Genomic DNA, 22,255 nt, shown 5'->3' on the forward strand with positions numbered 1-22,255 from the left:
CGAAAGGAAGCGTCAGTCCAATGAAAATAGTCAGGATGAACACCAGCAGCTTCTGGAAAGGGGAGGCTGGTGTGAAAGGCCTGGTGGAAGACCAGGGCAAGACATATAATGTAACTTTATATTTAGGGAGTGGCCGTGTAAAGGATTACTCTTGTTCCTGCGCAAAGGGCAATTCTTATAAGGGCATGTGTGCCCATGGGGAGGCCCTTTTTGCGTATTATAAGCAGCAGAAGGAAGAGGAATCAAAGCCGCCGGTCCATACATCCAACCAGGCCCACACCATGATCCGTGAATACACCAACCGGGAGGTGGCCCAGATACTGGCTGAGGATGAGGCCGGGCGCGTGGGGCTGGAACCGGTGCTTATCATAAGCAGCCGGGAGATGCGGCTGGAATTTAAGGCCGGTATCAGCCGCTTTTATGTGCTGAGGGATCTGGGCGCGTTCAGGGAAGCGGTGGAAAACGGGACGTATGTTGAATACGGTAAGGATCTGGGGTTCCATCATCAGAAATCAGCCTTTGCGAAGGAGAGCCAGGGCCTTTTGTCCCTGCTTCTCGGGGTGACGGAAAACCAGAAGGCTGTGCGGGATATCGTACTCAGCCGTATGGACAGGGACCGTTTTTTTGAAATGTTCACCGGACGGGAGATGGATGTGCAGCTGGCAGGAGGACTGCGCACCAGGATGGCTGTCCTGGATGGGGACCCGGTCATGGTCATCCGGGTGTCCCGGTATGGAAGGGACGGACTGAAGGTTGCCTTTGAGGGGCTTTCCCAGGAAAAAAAGGGACAGCCAAAGAGGATGAATGCCTGTTTCAAAGGGGAACGCCGCCTCTATGCCATCACGGGAAGCGCGGTTTACTGCTGCAGTGAGGCATTTACCATAACAGCAGGTCCTTTCCTGGAACAGATATCCAAGGAACGGGAGGGATATGTGCTCATTGGGCAGAAGGACATCCCTCTTTTTTACGAGCGTGTGGTGAAACATATAAGCCCTTACAGCCGGCTGATCCTGGAACAGGTGGATTTTAGGGAGTATGAACCGGAGCCCCTCAGGGCGGCCTTCCGGTTTGACACCGGGGAACAGGGGGAGCTTCTCATGGAACCAGAGCTTTCGTACGGTGAGTACGTGTTCCATCCGCTGGAGGATGAGAACCTGCCTAAGACCATCTGCCGGGATGTGCCGGGGGAGTTCCGTGTGAGCCAGCTGATCCAGAAGTATTTTAAATATAAGGACCCGGAGGGAATCAAGCTGCTGATTAAGGAAGATGAGGATGCCATGTACCGTCTTCTGGACGTGGGACTGGAGGAATTCCGTCTGATGGGCCAGGTCTATATATCAGAGAGCCTGAAACAGTGGAAGGTGGCCCCGTCCCCCAAGGTAAGCGTGGGAGTGGGGGTGTCCTCGGGGTGGCTTGAGCTGTCTGTGGACATGGGGGACCTGCAGAATGAGGAACTGTCCAGGATCCTGGCCGCCTACAGCCAGAAGAAAAAGTATTACAGGCTGAAAAGCGGCCAATTCCTGAAACTGGAAGAGGGCGGCCTTTACGCGGTCAGCCGGATGGCCTCCGACCTGGGAGTCAGCCGCAAAGACCTGCAGAAGGGGAATTTCCGGCTTCCGGCTTACCGCGCCCTGTATCTGGACCACCTGATGAAGGAAAGTCCCGGGGTGGCATACTACAGGGACCAGATGTTAAAGGCCATGGTCCGGGGGATTAAGTCCGTGGAGGACAGCGACTATCCCGTGCCGGAGAGTCTGCGGGGTGTGCTGCGGGAATACCAGCGGGTGGGCTACTGCTGGCTTAAGACGCTGGACAGCTATGGATTTGGCGGCATACTGGCAGATGACATGGGACTGGGGAAGACAATCCAGGTCATAACGCTTCTTGAAGATGCTTACGGCACAGGGGAACGGCAGCCCTCCCTGATCATATGCCCGGCCTCCCTGGTGTATAACTGGGAACATGAAATCGGCAGATTCGCACCGGATCTGCGGGTGCTTTCCATTGTCGGGAACGGGCCGGAGAGGGAAGCAAGGCTTTCAGCCGTCCGGGAGCAGCTTTCAGGAGAAGCAGGGGATGGTTATCAGGTGTTGGTCACGTCCTACGATTTACTGAAACGTGACATCCGGTTCTATGAGGACATCCATTTCAGATACCAGGTCATTGACGAGGCCCAGTATATCAAGAATGCAGCCACCCAAAGCGCAAAAGCAGTCAAAGCCATTGATGTCAGGACCCGCTTTGCCCTGACAGGTACGCCGGTGGAGAACCGGCTCAGCGAGCTTTGGAGCATATTTGATTACCTGATGCCGGGGTTCCTGTTCGGGAGCCAGTACTTCAAAAAGGAGTTTGAGACCCCGATTGTCAGGGATGGGGATGAGGATGCCCTTTTCAGGCTGAGACGGATCATCGGCCCATTTGTGCTCAGAAGGGTGAAAAGGGATGTGCTGAAGGAGCTTCCTGACAAGCTGGAACAGGTGGTATATTCAAACTTTGAGGGAGAGCAGAAGAAACTGTATGCAGCCAATGCCATGAAGCTGAAGGAAAAGCTGGAATCAGGAGGATTTTCCGAATCAGGGGACGGCAGGCTTCAGATACTGGCAGAGCTGATGCGCCTGAGGCAGCTTTGCTGCGACCCGCGCCTGTGCTACGAGAATTATAAACATGAATCGGCAAAGCTGGAGACCTGCATGGACCTGGTCCGAAGGGGAATCTCGGGAGAGCACAAAATCCTTCTGTTTTCCCAGTTCACCTCCATGCTGGAACTGATTGAGAAGAGACTTTCAAAGGAAGGCATGGCCAGCCATAAGCTTACAGGGGCCACGTCCAAGGAAGAGCGGATCCGCATGGTGGGGGAATTCCAGCGGGATGATGTCCCGGTATTCTTAATCAGCCTGAAGGCGGGAGGCACGGGCCTTAACCTGACCGCGGCTGATATTGTCATCCATTATGACCCATGGTGGAACGTGGCGGCCCAGAACCAGGCCACGGACAGGACCCACCGGATCGGCCAGGAAAAACAGGTTACGGTCTATAAACTCATTACGCGAAATACCATAGAAGAGAATATCTTAAAGCTTCAGGAATCCAAACAATACCTGGCCGACCAGATCGTAACCGAAGGCACGGTCAGCTTTGGCAGCCTGACAAAGGAAGATATCCTGAACATAGTAACCCAGGAGGTAGAGGAATGAAAGTATTGATGTTAAACGGAAGCCCTCATGAAAAGGGCTGTACCTACACAGCGCTCATGGAAGTGGCGGGAGAACTGGAGAAAGCCGGGATCCAGACGGAAATCATGCATGTGGGCGGGGATCTGGTCCATGGCTGCATGGGCTGCGGCGCCTGTTCCAAGCTGGGAAGATGCATTTATAACGATGACAAGGTCAACGAGGCAGTGGGGAAGATGAAGGAAGCCCAGGGACTTATCGTTGGCTCCCCGGTGCACTATGCGTCCGCGGGAGGCGCCATCACCTCCTTCTTAGACCGGTTCTTCTATTCAGGCGGCGCATATGCCGCCCATAAGCCGGCGGCAGCAGTTGCCTCCGCCCGCCGGGCAGGCACCACGGCCACCCTGGACCAGCTGAATAAATACTTCATGATCTCGCAGATGCCGGTGGTTTCTTCCCAGTACTGGAACATGGTACACGGAGGATGTCCGGAGGATGTGAGGAAGGATGAGGAAGGCCTGCAGATTATGCGGGTCCTGGGCCGCAACATGGCGTGGCTGATCCAATCCATTGAGGCGGGTAAGGCATCGGGCATCACTGTGCCGGAGATGGAGAAGGAAAAGAAGAGGACGAATTTCATAAGGTAGCTGATAGTGGATTTTTATGGCAGGGGCCGCGGCCATTGGGGGGCGGCCCCTGCCTTTTCCTGCCTTTTGCATCCTTTTGTTTCAGGAGATGGCGGGGATTCCCGATGGATGCTCTTGATTTTATTTTTCAACTGAGTTATACTATGAAAATGATTAATTAGCTAATCATATTATAGCTAACTATTAACCGGCTAACTATTAACCGGATAATCACCAACCCAATCATAAACAAATAATATGGAAAAGGAGGAATCATCCCATGAAAGAACCAGAATGCAGATGGCCCTTTGACTCGCCGCAGCACCGTCTGATTGAGAAGTATATCCGTGTGACACGTTTACACCGAAGTGTGATTGAGCACCAGCTGGAGGGGACCGGGGTATACCGCAGCCAGCATCAGATACTCATGTACGTGTCCAATAACCCGAATGTTTCCCAGAAGGACCTGGCTAAGATGTATGGTGTCTCAGGGGCCACCATAGCTGTATCGCTTAAGAAGCTGGAAAAGGGAGGCTATATTAAGCGGCTGGTGGACCAGGATGATAACCGCTGCAACCAGATATGCATTACGGAAAAGGGCAGGACGGTCGTGGAGGAAAGCGTTTTGATATTCCAACGTTTGGAAAGCTGTATGTTTGAAGGGTTTTCAGAACATGATATGAATGTATTGGGGAACCTGCTGGACCGGATCTACGGCAATCTGGACCGGGACCTGCAACCTGTTCCATCTGAAGCAGAAAGAGAGGAGAATTAAGTGAAGCGGTATAAGAAATATATGACTCCCTATCTCAGCGCCTTTATCATAGGCCCCCTGCTGATGCTCACGGAGGTAGTCGGGGAAATCATGCTGCCAAAGCTCATGTCCCTTATCATTAACAATGGGGTCGCGGGACGGGATATCCGTTATATCATGACCATCGGTATCGTCATGGTGCTTACCACCTTCGTGATGGCTTTAGGGGGAATCGGCGGCGCCTATTTCTCGGCCAAGGCATCCATCTGTTTTACAAGCGATTTAAGGGAGGACCTGTTTGCCAAGGTACAGGAGTTTTCCTTTAAGAACATCGACAATTATTCAACCGGCTCCCTGGTCACAAGACTGACCAATGACATCCAGCAGATCCAGAATGTGGTCATGATGGGGCTGCGCCTGATGCTCCGCGCCCCGGGGATGTTCGTGGGCGCGCTCATCATGGCATTCATCATGAACGCCAGGCTGGCCATTGTCATACTGGTGGTCATCCCACTTTTGAGTCTTGCCATTGCCCTTATCCTGCGGACGGCATTTCCCAGGTTTACCATCATGCAGAAAAAGCTGGACCGCCTCAACTCCGGCATCCAGGAGGCACTGACCAATGTGCGTGTGATCAAGTCCTTTGTCAGGGAGGATTTTGAGGAAAATAAATTCAGGGAAATGAACCAGGACCTTAAGGAGTCCAGCCTCAATGCCATGAAGATTGTCATTGCAACCATGCCCGTCATGATGCTGGCCATGAACATCACCACCCTGGCCGTGGTGTGGTATGGGGGAAATATCATCATTGCAGGGGATATGCCGGTGGGAAACCTGACTGCATTTACAACCTATATCGTACAGATCCTCATGTCCCTGATGATGCTTTCCATGGTGTTCCTCCAGAGTTCCAGGGCCATGGCAAGCGTGAAGCGCGTGAACGAGGTCATGGACACACAGATTGACCTGACGGATGATCATGCGTCCCACAAGGACCTTCAGGTGACAGAGGGCAGGGTGGAATTCCGGCATGTGGATTTCAGCTATTCGGGCAGCGGGGAGGAACTGGTCCTGGAGGACATATGCTTTACAGCCAGGCCGGGGCAGACTGTTGGCATCATCGGTTCCACGGGCAGCGGCAAGACCTCCCTGGTGCAGATGATCCCAAGGCTTTACGATGCCACGAAGGGCCAGGTCCTTGTGGACGGGGTGGATGTAAGGGAATATTCCCTTAAGAACCTGCGCGAAGGCGTGGGCATGGTGCTGCAGAAGAATGTCCTGTTCTCCGGGACCATAGAAGAGAACCTGCGCTGGGGCAAGGAGGATGCCACACAGGAGGAGATACGGGAAATGGCGGCAAGCGCCCAGGCAGACGGCTTTGTCACCTCCTTCACCCATGGATATGATACCGATATGGGGCAGGGCGGCGTTAATGTATCCGGCGGACAGAAGCAGAGGCTCTGTATCGCAAGGGCATTGCTGAAACGTCCGAAAATCCTCATACTGGATGACAGCACCAGCGCCGTTGACACTGCCACCGAGGCGAAGATCAGGGAATGTTTCCGCACCACCTTAAAGGATACCACCAAAATCATCATCGCCCAGAGAATCGGCTCAGTGGAAGAGGCGGACCTGATTTTGGTGCTGGACGATGGAAGGATCATCGGCCAGGGCACCCATGAAGAGCTGCTTAAGGACTGCGAAGCATACCAGGAAATCTATTATTCCCAGAGGGACCGGGAAACAGAGGAGGTGAGTGCGTCATGAGCGGAAAAGAAACAATTGCGCAGGATAAAACAGAGCAGCATAGGATTGAAAGCTTAAAACGGCGGTATGGGCGCACTCCTGCGGCGGCTCCCAGGCGGGGGCCTATGGGAGGCCGCCACGGAGCTGCCAGGATGGCTTCCATGGGAAAACGGATGCCCCGCAACAGCGGACGGACCATAGGACGTCTCATGCATTATCTGAACGAGGATAAACCTAAGATGATGCTTGCATTTTTCTGCGTCATCGTGAATACGGCGGCCACCCTGGCCGGATCCTATATGCTGCGGCCCATCATCAATACCTTCATCGCGCCCCTTGACGGCAGCCCGGGCAATCCGTCAGGGCTGTTCAGGGCCTTAACGGTCCTGGCCGTCATCTTCGTGGTGGGTGTCATTGCAAACTACGCCCAGGCCAGGGTCATGCTGACTGTTGCCCAGAATGCCCTGCAGAAGATCCGTAATGATTTATTCGGGCAAATGCAGAAGCTTCCGGTCCGTTTCTATGATACCAATTCCAACGGTGACCTGATGAGCCGTTTTACCAATGACGTGGATACCATCGGGCAGATGCTCAGCAGCACCCTGGTCCAGCTATTTTCCGGCGCACTAAGTATCGTGGGCACCCTGGCGCTGATGCTTTATACCAATGTCATACTGACCCTGATCACCCTGGTCCTTATCCCGCTCATGATGAAGGCGGGCGGGGCGGTGGCAGGACGGAGCCAGAAGTATTTTACGGCCCAGCAGACCTCCCTGGGCGCTGTGAATGGTTATATAGAAGAAACCGTGACCGGACAGAAGGTGGTTAAGGTGTTCTGCCATGAGGACACGGCAAAGGAGGAATTTAGGATCTTAAACCAGGACTTGAGGAATAACCAGATCCGCGCCCAGTTTTTTGGCGGTATCATGGGGCCGGTCATGGGCAATCTAAGTCAGATTAACTATTCGCTGACAGCCTGTATCGGCGGGCTGCTGTGTGTGCTCAGGGGATTTGACGTGGGAGGGCTTACGGTATTCCTCAACTTTTCCAGACAGTTTTCACGTCCCATTAACGAGATTTCCATGCAGGTGAGCAACGTGTTCTCGGCCCTGGCAGGAGCGGAGCGGGTATTTGCGGTCATGGACCAGGAGCCGGAACCGGCCGACCACGGGGATGCGGTGGTCCTTAATCCCATGGAAGGCCATGTGGTCCTTGACCATGTGACCTTTGGATATGAGCCGGATAAGATAATCCTTAAGGATATTAACCTTTATGCCGAACCGGGACAGAAGATTGCCTTTGTGGGTTCCACAGGGGCCGGTAAGACCACCATCACCAACCTGCTCAACCGCTTCTATGATATACAGTCAGGCGCCATCACCATTGACGGGGCGGACATACGTCACATGAAGAGGGATGAGCTGCGAAGGAACATTGCCATGGTGCTCCAGGACACCCATCTGTTTACAGGCACTGTCATGGAGAATATACGTTATGGCAGGCTGGATGCCACGGACGAAGAGGTAATCCAGGCGGCAAAGACTGCCTCCGCCCACTCCTTCATCATGCGCCTTCCCCATGGATACGATACCATGCTGGAAGGGGACGGGGCCAATTTAAGCCAGGGACAGAGGCAGCTGCTTAATATAGCCAGGGCAGCCATCTCCAAGGCTCCGGTGCTCATAATGGATGAGGCCACCAGCTCCGTGGATACCAGGACGGAAAAGCATATTGAACACGGCATGGACCGGCTTATGGCTGACCGCACCACCTTCGTCATTGCCCACCGACTGTCCACGGTCCGGGGGGCCAATGCCATCATGGTCCTGGAACAGGGGGAAATCATTGAACGGGGAAGCCATGATGAACTCCTGGCCATGAAGGGACGGTACTATGAATTGTACACGGGCATGAAAGAACTGGATTAATTGCCATGAAATTAACATATAAATTAAAAAAATAACGATTAAATTCTGTATTGTATACAATGTATATTTATGCTATACTAAGTTGGTGAATTCGGGAAGGGACCAGGCAGCTCTTCCCGTATTCCGGCGTTTTACCGGCGGCATTGCCGCCAAAGGAATATTATGAAAGAAAGAGGGAGAGAATCCATGGGTTTGGCGACTTTTATAGGCGGCATCCATCCGTATGAGGGAAAAGAGCTGTCAGAGAACAAACCGGTACAGGTTCTGATGCCAAAGGGCGATTTGGTGTATCCTATGTCACAGCATATCGGTGCACCTGCAAAGCCGTTGGTGGCAAAAGGGGACCATGTACTGGCAGGCCAGAAGATTGGAGAAGCAGGCGGTTTCATATCAGCCAATGTCATTGCTTCCGTATCAGGAACAGTGAAAGCCATTGAGCCGAGACGTATGGCAAACGGAGCAATGGTACCCTCCATTATCGTGGAAAATGATGGGGAATATAAGACAATCGAGGGAGTGGGGGAGGACAGGGATCCGTCCACGCTTTCCAAGGAAGAAATCCGTAGTATTGTAAAAGAAGCAGGTATCGTAGGCCTGGGCGGGGCAGGTTTCCCCACGCATGTGAAGCTGACCCCCAAGGACGAGAACGCCATTGAGTACATACTTGTAAACGGCGCGGAGTGCGAACCGTACCTTACCAGCGATTACCGCATGATGCTTGAGGAGCCGGAGAAGATCGTGGGCGGCTTAAAGGTCATCCTGCAGCTGTTTGACAATGCAAAAGGCGTAATCGGCATTGAAAACAATAAGCCCGAGGCCATTAAGATCTTAACGGAACTTGTTAAGGACGAGCCGCGTATCACTGTTTGTCCCCTTCTTACCAAGTATCCTCAGGGCGGCGAGCGTTCCCTGATTTATGCGGTCACAGGAAGGAAGGTCAACTCTTCCATGCTTCCGGCCGACGCAGGATGTATTGTGGACAATATCGACACCGTGATTGCCATCTACATGGCAGTGTGCAAAAGAACCCCTCTGATGCGCAAGATCATTACCGTTACCGGCGATGCAGTGACAGACCCCAGGAACTTTAGCGTGAAACTGGGAACTAATTACCAGGAACTGTTAGAAGCAGCCGGCGGTTTTAAGACAGAGCCGGAGAAAATCATATCCGGAGGTCCCATGATGGGACAGGCGCTGTTTGGCCTTGATATACCGGTAAGCAAGACTTCATCCGCCCTGACCTGCTTCACAAAGGACCAGGTGGCAGAGATGGAGCCTTCTGCATGCATACGCTGCGGCAAGTGCGTCAGCGTATGTCCAAGCCATATCATTCCCGTGATGATGATGCAGGCAGCCCTCAGGGATGACTGTGACACCTTTGAGAAATTAAACGGTATGGAATGTATGGAATGCGGAAGCTGTACCTATGTATGTCCGGCTAAGCGTCCGCTCACACAGGCATTTAAGGAAATGCGTAAGACGGTTGCGGCTAACCGCAGGAAGAAAGGGTAGGAGGGGACATAAGAAATGACTAAATTATTAAATGTATCATCATCCCCGCATGTGAGAAGCCATGAGACCACCCACAGCATCATGCTGGATGTGGCCATTGCCATGTTGCCTGCATCTGCGTTCGGCGTATATCATTTCGGCTTACATGCATTATTAGTATTGATTGTCACGGTTGCGGCCTGTATGCTCAGCGAGTACGTATATGAGAAGCTGATGAAGAAGCCCAACACCTTATATGACTGCAGCGCCCTGGTAACAGGTATGATCCTGGCGCTGAACATGCCTCCGGAAATCCCGGTATGGATACCGGCCCTGGGCGGCATATTTGCCATCATCGTGGTTAAGCAGCTGTATGGCGGCCTGGGACAGAACTTCATGAACCCGGCCCTGGCGGCAAGATGCTTCCTCCTGATATCCTTTGCAGGCAAGATGACCAACTTCAGCTACAGCGGCTTTGACGGCATCTCCGGCGCAACGCCCCTGGCCGTGCTTAAGAGCGGCGGGACAGTGGATATCCCTGCCATGTTCGTGGGCAACATCCCGGGAACCATCGGAGAGGTATCCGTCATCGCCCTGCTTGTAGGCGCTGCCTATCTTCTGGTCAAGAAGGTAATCTCCATCCGTATTCCGGCGGCATACATATTGACGGTTGTTGTATTTGCAGCCCTTTTTGGCGGACATGGATTCGATGTGAATTATATCCTGGCCCATCTGTGCGGCGGCGGTCTTATCTTCGGCGCGTTCTTTATGGCCACCGACTATGTGACCAGCCCGATTACACCAAAGGGGCAGATTGTATTCGGTATCCTTTTAGGCGTACTGACCGGACTGTTCCGTATCTTCGGCGGTTCCGCGGAAGGCGTTTCCTATGCAATCATCATCAGCAACATCCTTGTGCCGCTGATTGAAAAGATTACCCTTCCCAAGGCATTTGGAAAGGAGGGCAGGTAATTATGAGTAAAGCAGGATTTATGAAAGACGCGGCCATCCTTTTTGCCATCACACTGGTTTCCGGCTGCCTTCTTGGCGGTGTATACCAGGTGACAAAGGAACCCATTGCAATGGCCACCATCGCGGCCAACAATAAGGCGTATAAGGCTGTGTTTAACGAGGCTGAGACCTTTGAGACCGACGAAGCCCTGACAGCTGCCATCGAGGGCTGCAACGCAGACCTGGCAGGCATGGATTTCGGCGGGGTGGAAGTGGAGAATGTGTTAAAGGCAGTGGACGCATCCGGCAATGAACTGGGGTTTGTGGTCACCTCCCTTTCCAATGACAGTTACGGCGGGGTGGTGAAGCTGTCCGTGGGCCTTAAGGATGACGGCACCATCACGGGAATCGAGTTCCTGGAAATCAACGACACCCCGGGCCTGGGTCTTAAGGCCAAGGAACCGGCGTTCAAGGACCAGTTTACCGGCAAGAATGCCCAGTCCTTAAGTGTCACCAAGTCAGGTAATGCAGATGACACCCAGATTAATGCAATCAGCGGCGCCACCATTACCAGCAATGCAACAACCAACGCAGTCAATGCAGCCTTATATTATCTGCATAACTGTGTCAATGAATAGGAGGTGGGATGATGAATAACTGTTCAGAACGTTTATATAACGGTATTGTGAAAGAAAACCCTACCTTCGTCCTGATGCTTGGTATGTGTCCGACCCTGGCCGTCACCACATCAGCGGTCAACGGTCTTGGTATGGGACTTTCCACCACCGTGGTTTTACTTTTTTCCAACATGATAATTTCAGCCCTTCGTAAGATCATACCGGACCGTGTGCGTATTCCGGCCTACATCGTTATCGTGGCTTCCCTGGTTACCATCGTGCAGCTGCTGCTTCAGGCCTATGTGCCCAGCCTTTACGCTGCCCTGGGTATCTATATCCCATTGATAGTGGTTAACTGTATCATCCTTGGCCGTGCAGAGTCCTATGCGTCCAAGAACGGGCCTGTCATATCAACATTTGACGGTATCGGCATGGGACTGGGCTTTACCATCGCCCTTACCTGTATCGGTGTTGTCCGTGAAATCCTTGGTTCCGGCGCCGTGTTCGGCAACGTGGTCATCCCTGAGGATTACCATATCGCCATCTTTGTACTGGCTCCTGGCGCATTCTTTGTGCTGGCAATCCTGACAGCCCTTCAGAACAAGTTCAAGGCGCCGTCTGCAACCAACGGTTCCGTGCCACAGTCCAAGCTGGCCTGCGGCGGCAACTGTATGGAATGTTCCGGTTCCTCCTGCATGTCCAACCATGAAGTCCTGGAGACCAGGAAGCGTCAGGCAGAGGAGAAGGCACTGGAAGCCAGGAAGGCAGCCGTAGCTAAGAAGGAAGCAGAGCTTAAGTCAGCTACTTCCAAAAAAGAGAATTAGGAGGGTGGATAGATGAAAGAATTATTATTAATTGCCATTGGTTCCGCTCTGGTCAATAACGTTGTTTTGAGCCAGTTCTTAGGACTTTGTCCATTTCTCGGTGTTTCAAAGAAGGTGGAGACCTCAGCCGGCATGGGTGCGGCGGTTATATTCGTCATTACCATTGCATCCGCTGTGACCAGCCTGGTTTACACCGGTATCCTTGTGAACCTGCACCTGGAATATCTGCAGACCATTGTATTCATCCTGGTCATTGCGGCCCTGGTCCAGTTCGTGGAGATGTTCTTAAAGAAATCCATGCCGTCACTGTATGAGGCCCTGGGCGTGTACCTGCCTCTGATTACCACCAACTGTGCGGTTCTGGGTGTGGCTCTTACCAATGTGCAGAAGTCTTATAACTTCGTACAGAGCGTTGTAAACGGTATCGGTATCTCCGTTGGTTTTACCATTGCTATTGTCATGTTAGCTGGTGTCCGCGAGAAGATTGAGCATAATGACGTACCATATTCCTTCCAGGGGTCACCCATTGTTCTGATTACCTCAGGTCTTATGGCAATCGCATTTTTCGGATTTTCCGGATTAATTTAGAAGGAGGAGAAGGAAAATGGTAACAGGTATTATTATAGCGGCAGCAGTGGTAGGTATCCTCGGTATCCTGATTGGTATCTTCCTGGGCATTGCCAGCGAGAAGTTCAAAGTAGAAGTAGATGAAAAGGAAATCCTGGTCCGCAACGAACTGCCCGGCAATAACTGCGGCGGCTGCGGCTATGCGGGATGTGACGCCCTGGCAAAGGCCATTGCGGCAGGCCAGGCAGACGTAGGCGCATGTCCGGTGGGCGGCGCTTCCACAGCAGAAAAGATTGGGGCCATCATGGGCGTTGCCGGCGGCTCTGCTGAGAAGAAGGTTGCATTTGTCAAATGTAAAGGCACATGCGATAAGACAAAAGTGCAGTACAACTACTATGGCGTGGATGACTGTAAGAAAGTATCGGTGGTGCCTGGGGCAGGTGAGAAAGCATGTACCTACGGATGTATGGGGTACGGCTCCTGTGTAAAGGCCTGCGCCTTTGACGCCATCCATGTGGTGGACGGCGTGGCAGTGGTTGACAAGGAGAAGTGCGTTGCCTGCGGCAAGTGCGTGTCCTCCTGTCCCAACCACCTGATTGAGCTGGTTCCCTACAAGGCAGGGCATCTGGTACAGTGCAGTTCCCATGCCAAGGGCAAGGATGTGAAGTCCGTATGTGAATCCGGCTGTATCGGCTGCACCCTGTGTACAAAGCAGTGTGAGTTTGACGCCATCCATATGGAGGATAACCTGGCAGTGATTGATTATGAGAAATGTACCAACTGCGGCAAGTGCGCAGAGAAGTGCCCGGTTAAGGTGATTCAGTAAGGAATTTAATATGCAGTATGAAAGGCGGTCTGCCGGTGTGATACCGGTGGACCGCCTTTTTGTATGGGATGGGATTATGGACATATCTGATTTTATGTGCTGGCAGAAGCAGCTTTTGCTTTGACCATACCTACCATATAATCACTGATTTCTTTAACAGGGACCTGGTTATCAGCCTGGAAATCAGGTTCTGTTTTAAGCCACTCCATGAAGCCGCTGCGGTTAAAGACAAGGCAGTCTTTTGGAACGCTGAGTATCAGATTATGACGGGTAAATACAGAGGCGGCATATATGGGGATGTTTTCATAAGGACTATCCATAAGGGCTGACTCCATAAGCCTTTTTTCCTGTTCCATGGAATCCTCTGGATTGGGGATTTCCTTGATGGATTGATTCATGTCCTGCACCCAGCGGACCGGACTGCCTTTTGTATAGACATGTCCGCCAAAACCATAACAGTGGATCAGAAGCAGGCCAAAACTGCCGGCCAGGATCATGGTAGTTGGGCTGATGGTGTCTTTATATTGGAAGCTTCCTGGGAAAATGATTTTCATCCCATGTTTGAAGGCATGGCTTTTCAGCTTTACCAGCAGTTCCTCAATTTCTTTTGAAGTGCCGTTGTGGGTATGGAATGGTTTTTGCTTTTCGGATAAATCCTCCGGGGCAATGGTTTCCCCGCACCTTATTTTATGGTAGATTTCCTTTTTTATCCTCCGCATGCGGATTAACCGGGGAAAGATAAGTATACAGGCAAAGATGATTAGACAGATGGTAAGGATATCCCCATTTGTCAGAGTGTTAAGATAGTCCATAAGCAATCCTCCATGAAATAAAAAAAGATAGAAAATAATTTGAAAATATTATATAATAGATATTGAAAAAATGCAAAGAAAATGTTATTATGTAGGCAACTGATATATCTGTTGCTTTTTCTTTTTGTATGAGCAGACAGAGGAATATTTTTGTTCCAGACTTCCGGGAAACGGTATATCAGATTGAGGGAAATGGAGAACGATTTTGGGAAAAACAGATAGTGCATACGATTATATAAAAGAAAAGATAATAAGTGGCGAATATCCGCCTATGAGTGATTTGTCCGAGGATAAGCTTCAGAAGGAACTGAATATCAGCAGGACCCCGGTAAGGGAGGCAATCCTGCGCCTGGAGAAAGAGGATTTTGTATATGTCTATCCCAGAAAAGGCACCATCATAACAGATGTCACACAGGATTTGATAGAGGATATTTATCAGGTCCGCCGCCTGATTGAACCTGAGATGGTTGTAAGTTCCATGCATCAGATTGATAAGAACTGGCTAAGGGATATGCGGCGCCGCTTTTTGGAACCGGATCCGGACCTAAAGGGGGAGCAGCTTAGAAGATACTACATAGACCTGGACACGGAGCTGCACAGCTATATCATGGCAGGATGCCCCAACCGTTATATGCGCAGGATGATGAGGAATATATATGACCAGAACCAGCGCCTGAGGATTGCGTGTTCCCGCGCCGATGCCATGGATGACAGGACCACAGAAGAACATGTGGCAATCCTGGATGCGCTTTTAGAGGGGGACAGGGAAGAACTGGAGAGGACACTGGCCATCCATCTGGAGCAGTCCAAGGAGAGGACAATCCGCAGTTTCCGTTAACCCAGTGCCTTAAAACACACTTCAGGATAAAGATGGGACAACCATATCACTTGGGTAGAACCGAAAGGATTATATCCGGGTGATATGGTAAATATTTATCATATTAGATATATCAGTTAGATATAATATATATATTATATAAATATCAATAAAATATAAGGAGGAACTATGGACACAAAAATCAAGAAAGCAAGGATTTACCGGGCCGTATCCAAGATTACGAAACCCATTGCTGATTCCACCCACACAATCAGTAAGATTGCTTTTTATGTGGCGGAGGTGGAGACCGCAGACGGAGTGAAGGGACAGGGTTATCTTCTTTCGTTCCATTACTCACCAGGCGCCATTGAGGGAGCATTAAAGGACTGCTGCAGCTTCATTCTTGACAGGGAATACCATGTATACCAGACCGTCCTTGCCAAAAAAGAGTGGGATATGGAGGCAGAGTATTTTGGCAATACAGGACTGAATACCTGTGCGGTTGCCGCATTTAACGTTGCAATGTGGGATGCATGGGGACATTGCATCGGACAGCCTGTCCACAAACTGCTGGGCTGTAACCAGAACAGGGTTCCGGTATACGGAAGCGGCGGATGGATCAGTTATACGGATGAGGAACTGTTGGATGAGGTGCTGGATTACAAGAGCCGTGGATTTACCGCTGTCAAAATTAAAGTGGGGCATCCTGACGGGATTGAACGGGATCTGCACCGGTTAAGTATCTGCCGTGAAAGGCTTGGGAGCCGTGTGAAAATCATGATGGATGCCAACCAGGGCATGGATGTGGTGGACGCCCTTGAACTGTCAGAGCAGGCAAAGGGTATCGGACTCCAATGGTTTGAAGAACCCGTACCCCATACGGACTTTGCAGGATATGAACTGCTCAGGCAGAAATGCGGCATTGCCCTGGCCATGGGGGAACGTGAGTATGACTGTGAGGCATTGAAAAATCTGATTGCAAGAAATGCCCTGGACTTATGGCAGCCTGACCTGATCCGTTTAGGCGGCGTGGAAGAGTGGCGCAATTCCGCGGCATTGGCATCCGCTTACCAGCTGCCGGTACTTCCGCACTATTACAAGGATTATGATGTTCCCCTGCTGTGCACTGTTGCAAGGCCCTATGGCGCGGAATCCTTTGACTGGATTGACGGAATCATCGACAATACCATGCGGATTGAGGACGGATATGCTTACCCAAGAGAAGGCGCAGGCTGGGGATTCAGATTTAAAGAAGAAGCATTGGAGGAGGTTAGGTAGATGAAAGCAGTATATGTATCAGAGCCAGGTAAACTGGAAGTAATTGAAAAGGAAATGCCGCAGATCCAGAGCAGTACACAGGTGCTGGTGAAGATAACCGCGGCAGGTATCTGCGGAAGTGACATACATATTTTCCATGGAACCCATGCCTATGCCACCTATCCACGTATCATCGGACATGAGGGATGCGGCATTGTTGAGAAGACAGGGGATGATGTCACGGGCTTAAAAGCCGGGGATCCTGTCATCATTGAACCCATACATGGCTGTAATACCTGCTATGCCTGCCGCAATGGACGGTATAACTGCTGCCCGGATATTGTGGTAGCCGGTGTCCATGCAGACGGTGTGATGGAAGAATATATGGTAGTTGAAAGCCGGCAGCTTTATAAATATGACCCGGCGCTTACACCTGTCCAGGCAGCCACGGCAGAGCCATATACCATAGGCGCCCAGGCCAATGCCCAGGCTGGCACCATGCCGGGAGATCTGGTGCTGGTCCATGGCGCAGGACCCATTGGGATGATTATCTGTGACATGGCGGAGAGCCTTGGTGCAACCGTCATTGTCAGCGAGGTAAATGAGGCAAGGCTTGAAATCGCAAAGAACTTTGGTGCAAAACATACCATCAATCCAGGCCGGCAGGATTTGAGGGAGGCTGTGATGGATATCACGGATGGAAAAGGCGTGAATGTGGTATTTGAGACAAGCGGCGTCCCGGCCCTGACCAGTCTTTCAGTGGAACTTTTGAGTCCCCATGGACGCCTGGTCCCTCTTACGTTCGCACCCGAGCCGGTACCTATTAATTTCAGGCTGGTAAACAAGAATGAGCTGATTATTGCAGGAACCCGCAACCAGAACAGCAAATTTAAAGAGGTGGTGGAAAGCCTTCCGGGGCGCAGGGACAGGATTGACAGGCTTGTTACCCATGTGTTTCCTGTGGAGGAAGCCAAAAAGGCATTTGAAACAGCCATGGATAAAAACAGCGGGGCCTGTAAGGTGATAATTACGTTTTAGGAGGGGATGAAATGACTTCACAGGAATATGTTGCAGATCTGTTTGATCTGACTGGTCATGTGGGCATCATTACCGGAGCCAGCCGGGGATTAGGGCTGGGACAGGCAAAGGTACTGACGGATGCAGGGGCCACAGTGTATAATTTTGACATTGCGCCTCATTCCAATGAGGAAATAATCCGTGATGGAAGCCTGATTGATGTAATATGCGATGTGACGGATCATGACAAAGTAAAAAGAGAAGTAGGGGAGGTTGCGGCAAAAGAAGGGCATCTTGATTTCCTGATAAACAATGCTGGAATCACATTTAAATGCAGGGCAGAGGATTTTCCTGAGGAGCGGCTGGATAAAATTCTCGATATCAACCTGAAGACACCTCTCATGATGGCCAAAATCTGCTATCCGTATTTAAAGGAATCAGAGTATATCGGACGGGTCATCTCCATTTCCTCCATGGCTGCATATATGGGTTTTACAGAGGTACTTCCTTATGATATGACCAAATCAGGTATCCTCGGACTAACCCGGGGGCTGGCGGAAGAGTGGAAAAATGATAATATATTGGTTAACAGTGTGGCGCCGGGATGGTTCCTGACAAAACTGAATGAGGGGATGTTCGGACAGAATCCTGACCGCAAGGCGGCAGCGCTCAGTAAACCCATGCTTCCCAGGTTCGGAAGGCCGGTGGAGATTGGCTATATGATGCTGTTCCTTTTATCCGGAGCATCCACTTATCTTACGGGCCATGATTTTACCGTGGATGGCGGGGCCACGTCCCATGGATTTTAATGCGGAGGAATTATAAGATGAACACTTCCATAACAGCGGTTGAGCGGGCCGGATGGAGTACCCCTTTGGTCATTCACGGTAATTTAGAACATGGTATCGCCTGTGCGTCACAGTGGGGATATGACGGCATTGAACTGCATCTGCTGGATTCAGATGCAGTGGATAAAAGGGCGCTTATCCTATCGCTGAAATCCCATGGCATTTCCCTTACATCCATAGGCACTGGTCCGTCTTACAGCCAGCAGGGGATATTCCTGACCAGTCCGTTTTCGGAAAAACGCAAGGAGGCAGTGCGGCGTATGACAGGCCATATCCGGTTTGGGGCAGAAACCGGGGCAGTGGTGATTATTGGCCTGATAAAGGGTCAGAAAAAGGACTGTGCGGATTCGGGACACTATATGGATTACTTTAATGACGGGATGGAAGCCTGTATCAGGGAGGCTGGACGGCTGGGGGTGAACCTGGTGTTTGAGGTCATTGACCGTTTTGAAAGCGACTGGCTGAATACGGTGGACGAGGGGCTGGGGCTGCTGCATGCCCTTGGCTCAGATAACCTTTTGCTGCACCTTGATACATTCCACATGAACATAGAGGAACCTGACTGCGCGGACAGTATCCGCAGGGCGGGAGGGAAGGTTGGGCATATACATGTAGCGGACAGCGACAGATGGTATCCGGGTCATGCCCATTATGATTTTGAATCCACGTTCCGGGCATTGCAGGAGATTGGATACAGGGGAGCAGTGGCCCTGGAGTCGTTTCAGTACCCTGATCCGGAAACAGCAGCCAGGCGTTCCCTGGAGGTGATTAAGCCCTTATGCCAGTGAATCCATGAAGGATACAGAAAAAACGAAAAATTGGAAGAATAATACAAGAATACGGGGATTGACAGATGAAATGTGTGAAATAATTAACGTTTTCCGGCTGACAAATTAAAATTATTAAAAAGTTAGATAAAAACTATTGATTTTATTGTGATATATATGTATAATATCACATATAAAAAGTGTGATATATCAATAGTATTTAAGTTTTATATCACTGCATCATCTAAAAAAGGAGAGCAAATATGAAAAAAGTATTGGGAATTTCAATGGCGCTTATTTCAGCAGTTTCACTGACAGCATGCGGCGGGGGAGCGGCAGCTACGACAGCAGCAACAACGGCAGCACCTTCAGGTACTCAGGGACAGGGCGCAGGTGAAGGGGCATCCGGCAGCTGGGATAATTACGAACTGAAGCTGGCCACGAATCTGGCTGAGGACCATGTGGCCTGTAAGGGGTATTATGCATTTGCAGATGCAGTGGAAAAAGCAACGGATGGACATGTAAAGGTGACTGTTTATTCAGGAGAGCAGCTGGGTAAGGAAAGCGATGTGACTTCCTCCATTTCCATGGGAGCAGGTACCTGTGATTTTACAATGTGCGGACCGTCCGAACTGTCCAAATATGACCCTGCGTTTTCACTGTTTGACGCCCCCTATGTATTCAATGACGGGGATGCCATGACTGCTTTTGCCAATAGTGATGAAGTACAGAAGCTTTATGATGGTTTGGCAGAGTCCAGTAACCTGAGGGTGTTAGGCATGTATTATTATGGCTCCAGGGAGGTGACTGTCAAAGGGTTCCCTGCCACAGAACCATCTGGTTTAAAGGGATGCAAACTTCGTGTGCCGGACTCAGAGATGGCCATGGCATATGGCGCTGCCTTAGGGGCAACCCCTACTGTCATGTCTCTTGGCGAGGTGTATATGGGCATCCAGCAGGGCGTTGTCGATGGACAGGAGAACCCGCTTCCAACCATTGATGCCAATGCGTTTTACGAAGTGTGCGATAATCTGCTGATGACCGACCATGTCATTGCAGCCGTCACCTATACAATGGATGAAAAGGTATGGCAGAGTATGCCGGCAGACCTGCAGGAAATCGTGCAGAACTGTGTATACGAGAGCTGTGAATCCATTACCCAGGCAATTGAGGACCAGGAAGCCGGCCTGGTAGACACGATGAAAGAGAAGGGCATGAACGTAATTGAGGTTAACAAGGATGCGTTCAAGGAAAATGTCCAGGGTATTTATGAGAAATATGCCGATACCTGGGGTGATTGGCTGGCAGTTGCACAATCCTATAACAAGTAATAGCGGATAAATGATGGCAGATTCCCCCGGTTATTGTAACGGATACGATAATTGGGGGAATTACATATCAGGAAAATGTGTCAGGAGGATATAAGTTGAAAGCAATAATGAACCGAATTAACAGGATTTATGACAAATTTAACAAGATGAATGAGTATTTTATCATCGGGCTGATGGCTGCCATGTGTCTGGTCCTGCTGGCCCAGGTCATATCCAGATATATTTTTGGGAAGCCGCTGACCTGGTCCGAGGAACTGGCAAGATATATGTTTGTATGGCTGGCTTTGCTAGGTTCCGCATGGTGTGGCAGAGGACATATCCATGTACGCATGACTGCCCTGGTAAACCGTTTTCCGGCGCCTGTAATCCATGGATTGCAGATTGCCATCAGCCTGTTGATTTCCATTACCTGCTTCTATCTGTTTCCGCATGCCTGTGAGATATTCATGAAGCAGAGTAAACTGAAAGCAGTTACACTGGGGGTCAGTTTGGGGATTGAGTATATAGCGGCACCAGTAGGAATCCTGATGATAGCCATACAATGGTTTGTGGACTTCCTTTTTGCCGCTTTGGACTGGGAAGGCTATCAGGCCCGTTATATGAAACAGGAAGGAGAGTAGGAGATGGCTGTATTACTGATAAGTTTCTTGGTGCTGATGATATTGGGATGCCCGATTGCATTCTGTCTTCTGTGCAGCGGTACTTTATATTTTGTAACCAATGACATGGCGTTAATCATGCTGGTGCAGCGCCTTACCGAAGGCGCCAATACCTTTACCCTTCTGGCAGTGCCTGGCTTTATCCTGGCGGGCAACCTGATGAACAGCGGCGAGGTGACAGACCGCATCTTTGACTTCTGTGGGAAGCTGGTGGGGCATATTACAGGAGGCCTGGCCCATGCCAACATCCTGGCATCCGTTGTTTTCGCAGGAATGTCCGGGGCGGCGATTGCAGATGCGGGCGGCCTTGGGGCCATTGAACTGAAAGCCATGCATGACGCTGGTTACGACGATGATTTTTCACTTGCGGTTACGGGGGCTTCCTCGCTGGTTGGGCCAATCATCCCGCCCAGTGTTCCAGCGGTTGTATACGGTACGGTTGCATCTGTTTCTATTGGACGGCTGTTTATAGCAGGGGCTGTCCCGGGAGCCATCATGGCTACGGCCATGTGTATCATGGTATATCTTATAAGCAGGAAACGGGGCTATGAGAAAGAAGGATGGTGCGGGTTCCGCGCTCTTTTACACTCCTTCAGAAGGGCATTTCTGTCCCTGCTGACTGTGGTGGTCATCCTGGGCGGTATCCTTGCAGGTATCTTCACACCCACCGAGGCGGCCATGATTGCAACCTTCTATGCAATTTTCCTGGGATTCTTCTACCATACGCTGACACCTAAAAAACTGGTGCTGGCCCTTAAGGAGGCAAGCGAGACAACCTGCACGGTCATGATGATTGTGTGCGGGGCAACGATTTTCTGCTGGATCCTTTCTTTTGAACGGTTTCCCCAGTTTGTGGCCAACCTGTTCCTTATGTACTGTAACAACAAATACATCGCATTACTGTTAATCAATATGTTCCTGGTATTTGTGGGGATGTTTATGGATTCCACCCCGTCCATCATCATCCTGACTCCGGTATTCCTGCCGGTTGTCACGGCCATGGGCGTGGACCCGGTCCATTTTGGCATTATCATGATACTGAATCTGATGATAGGCCTTCTGACACCTCCGGTAGGCATGGTGCTGTATGTTTTGTCCAAGGTATCCAGTGTTCCCTTTGAACGCATATGCAAGGCTACGGTTCCATTTATCATCATGTTCTATATCCTGCTGCAGTTCATTACATATATTCCGCAGATATCGCTTATGCTGCCGTCCCTGATGTATGGAGCGGGATGATGTACATG

General features: G+C 50.8%; 20 protein-coding genes. 19 read left to right on the forward strand and 1 reads right to left on the reverse strand.

All coding sequences use genetic code 11. From position 1 onward, the window contains the following. The first annotated feature begins 20 nt into the window (after nucleotides 1-20). The 11 genes from MCJ35_RS07225 (at nucleotide 21) to MCJ35_RS07275 (ending at nucleotide 13,500) form a co-directional block, all read left to right on the forward strand. Nucleotides 21-3,194, forward strand: coding sequence for a DEAD/DEAH box helicase (locus MCJ35_RS07225; RefSeq protein ID WP_025482239.1), 3,174 nt, complete (start codon nucleotides 21-23; stop codon nucleotides 3,192-3,194). Further along, on the forward strand, nucleotides 3,191-3,817 hold the full coding sequence (locus MCJ35_RS07230) for a flavodoxin family protein (RefSeq protein ID WP_008724895.1): 627 nt from the start codon (nucleotides 3,191-3,193) through the stop codon (nucleotides 3,815-3,817). Before MCJ35_RS07225 ends, MCJ35_RS07230 begins: the two co-directional genes overlap by 4 nt. Before the next feature lie 259 nt (nucleotides 3,818-4,076). Further along, nucleotides 4,077-4,571, forward strand: a complete 495-nt coding sequence (locus tag MCJ35_RS07235) for a MarR family winged helix-turn-helix transcriptional regulator (protein ID WP_008724899.1) — start codon at nucleotides 4,077-4,079, stop codon at nucleotides 4,569-4,571. Next, complete coding sequence (locus tag MCJ35_RS07240; protein ID WP_240299425.1) at nucleotides 4,572-6,317, forward strand: ABC transporter ATP-binding protein; 1,746 nt, start codon at nucleotides 4,572-4,574, stop codon at nucleotides 6,315-6,317. Beyond that, a complete protein-coding gene (locus tag MCJ35_RS07245) occupies nucleotides 6,314-8,224 on the forward strand; it encodes an ABC transporter ATP-binding protein (RefSeq protein ID WP_051400524.1) in 1,911 nt (636 codons plus the stop codon). Before MCJ35_RS07240 ends, MCJ35_RS07245 begins: the two co-directional genes overlap by 4 nt. Before the next feature lie 186 nt (nucleotides 8,225-8,410). Beyond that, entirely contained in the window at nucleotides 8,411-9,736 is a 1,326-nt protein-coding gene (rsxC, locus tag MCJ35_RS07250) for an electron transport complex subunit RsxC (RefSeq protein ID WP_008724905.1), read from the forward strand. Nucleotides 9,737-9,751: 15 nt separating this feature from the next. Further along, nucleotides 9,752-10,687 carry an RnfABCDGE type electron transport complex subunit D gene (locus MCJ35_RS07255; RefSeq protein ID WP_025482237.1) on the forward strand — a complete coding sequence of 312 codons (936 nt, stop codon included), beginning with the start codon at nucleotides 9,752-9,754 and terminating at the stop codon, nucleotides 10,685-10,687. Between the two features lie 2 nt (nucleotides 10,688-10,689). After that, complete coding sequence (locus MCJ35_RS07260) at nucleotides 10,690-11,304, forward strand: RnfABCDGE type electron transport complex subunit G (protein ID WP_008724909.1); 615 nt, start codon at nucleotides 10,690-10,692, stop codon at nucleotides 11,302-11,304. An 11-nt stretch (nucleotides 11,305-11,315) separates the two neighbouring features. Next, nucleotides 11,316-12,107 carry an electron transport complex subunit RsxE gene (rsxE, locus tag MCJ35_RS07265; RefSeq protein WP_008724911.1) on the forward strand — a complete coding sequence of 264 codons (792 nt, stop codon included), beginning with the start codon at nucleotides 11,316-11,318 and terminating at the stop codon, nucleotides 12,105-12,107. A 12-nt stretch (nucleotides 12,108-12,119) separates the two neighbouring features. Further along, nucleotides 12,120-12,695 carry an electron transport complex subunit RsxA gene (gene rsxA / locus MCJ35_RS07270; protein WP_008724912.1) on the forward strand — a complete coding sequence of 192 codons (576 nt, stop codon included), beginning with the start codon at nucleotides 12,120-12,122 and terminating at the stop codon, nucleotides 12,693-12,695. Nucleotides 12,696-12,711: 16 nt separating this feature from the next. Continuing rightward, the gene (locus MCJ35_RS07275; RefSeq protein ID WP_008724915.1) at nucleotides 12,712-13,500 is read left to right on the forward strand and encodes an RnfABCDGE type electron transport complex subunit B; all 789 of its coding nucleotides are present in this window, start codon (nucleotides 12,712-12,714) and stop codon (nucleotides 13,498-13,500) included. A gap of 92 nt (nucleotides 13,501-13,592) precedes the next feature. Here MCJ35_RS07275 and MCJ35_RS07280 read toward each other — a convergent pair whose 3' ends face one another. Then, entirely contained in the window at nucleotides 13,593-14,312 is a 720-nt protein-coding gene (locus MCJ35_RS07280) for a hypothetical protein (RefSeq protein ID WP_025482235.1), read from the reverse strand. A 205-nt stretch (nucleotides 14,313-14,517) separates the two neighbouring features. On the opposite strand from MCJ35_RS07280, the gene MCJ35_RS07285 reads away from it, so the two are divergent. From MCJ35_RS07285 to MCJ35_RS07320, 8 genes are all read left to right on the forward strand, one after another. After that, a complete protein-coding gene (locus MCJ35_RS07285) occupies nucleotides 14,518-15,150 on the forward strand; it encodes a GntR family transcriptional regulator (protein WP_227795038.1) in 633 nt (210 codons plus the stop codon). Nucleotides 15,151-15,318: 168 nt separating this feature from the next. Further along, nucleotides 15,319-16,407: a mandelate racemase/muconate lactonizing enzyme family protein gene (locus MCJ35_RS07290; protein ID WP_025482233.1), complete on the forward strand. Its 1,089-nt coding sequence runs from the start codon at nucleotides 15,319-15,321 to the stop codon at nucleotides 16,405-16,407. Further along, the gene (locus tag MCJ35_RS07295) at nucleotides 16,408-17,424 is read left to right on the forward strand and encodes a zinc-binding alcohol dehydrogenase family protein (protein WP_227809349.1); all 1,017 of its coding nucleotides are present in this window, start codon (nucleotides 16,408-16,410) and stop codon (nucleotides 17,422-17,424) included. Nucleotides 17,425-17,435: 11 nt separating this feature from the next. Next, nucleotides 17,436-18,212 (forward strand): SDR family NAD(P)-dependent oxidoreductase, encoded by a 777-nt coding sequence (locus MCJ35_RS07300; protein WP_051400521.1) that lies wholly within the window; start codon nucleotides 17,436-17,438, stop codon nucleotides 18,210-18,212. A 17-nt stretch (nucleotides 18,213-18,229) separates the two neighbouring features. Beyond that, on the forward strand, nucleotides 18,230-19,039 hold the full coding sequence (locus MCJ35_RS07305) for a TIM barrel protein (RefSeq protein ID WP_025482231.1): 810 nt from the start codon (nucleotides 18,230-18,232) through the stop codon (nucleotides 19,037-19,039). Nucleotides 19,040-19,281: 242 nt separating this feature from the next. Then, the gene (locus tag MCJ35_RS07310) at nucleotides 19,282-20,349 is read left to right on the forward strand and encodes a DctP family TRAP transporter solute-binding subunit (RefSeq protein ID WP_025482230.1); all 1,068 of its coding nucleotides are present in this window, start codon (nucleotides 19,282-19,284) and stop codon (nucleotides 20,347-20,349) included. A gap of 95 nt (nucleotides 20,350-20,444) precedes the next feature. After that, the gene (locus MCJ35_RS07315; RefSeq protein WP_025482229.1) at nucleotides 20,445-20,969 is read left to right on the forward strand and encodes a TRAP transporter small permease; all 525 of its coding nucleotides are present in this window, start codon (nucleotides 20,445-20,447) and stop codon (nucleotides 20,967-20,969) included. 3 nt (nucleotides 20,970-20,972) lie between these two features. After that, on the forward strand, nucleotides 20,973-22,247 hold the full coding sequence (locus tag MCJ35_RS07320) for a TRAP transporter large permease (RefSeq protein ID WP_025482228.1): 1,275 nt from the start codon (nucleotides 20,973-20,975) through the stop codon (nucleotides 22,245-22,247). Nucleotides 22,248-22,255 lie beyond the last annotated feature (8 nt).

Source organism: Enterocloster sp. OA13, from assembly GCF_022440595.1.
GTDB classification, from domain to species: domain Bacteria; phylum Bacillota; class Clostridia; order Lachnospirales; family Lachnospiraceae; genus Enterocloster; species Enterocloster hominis.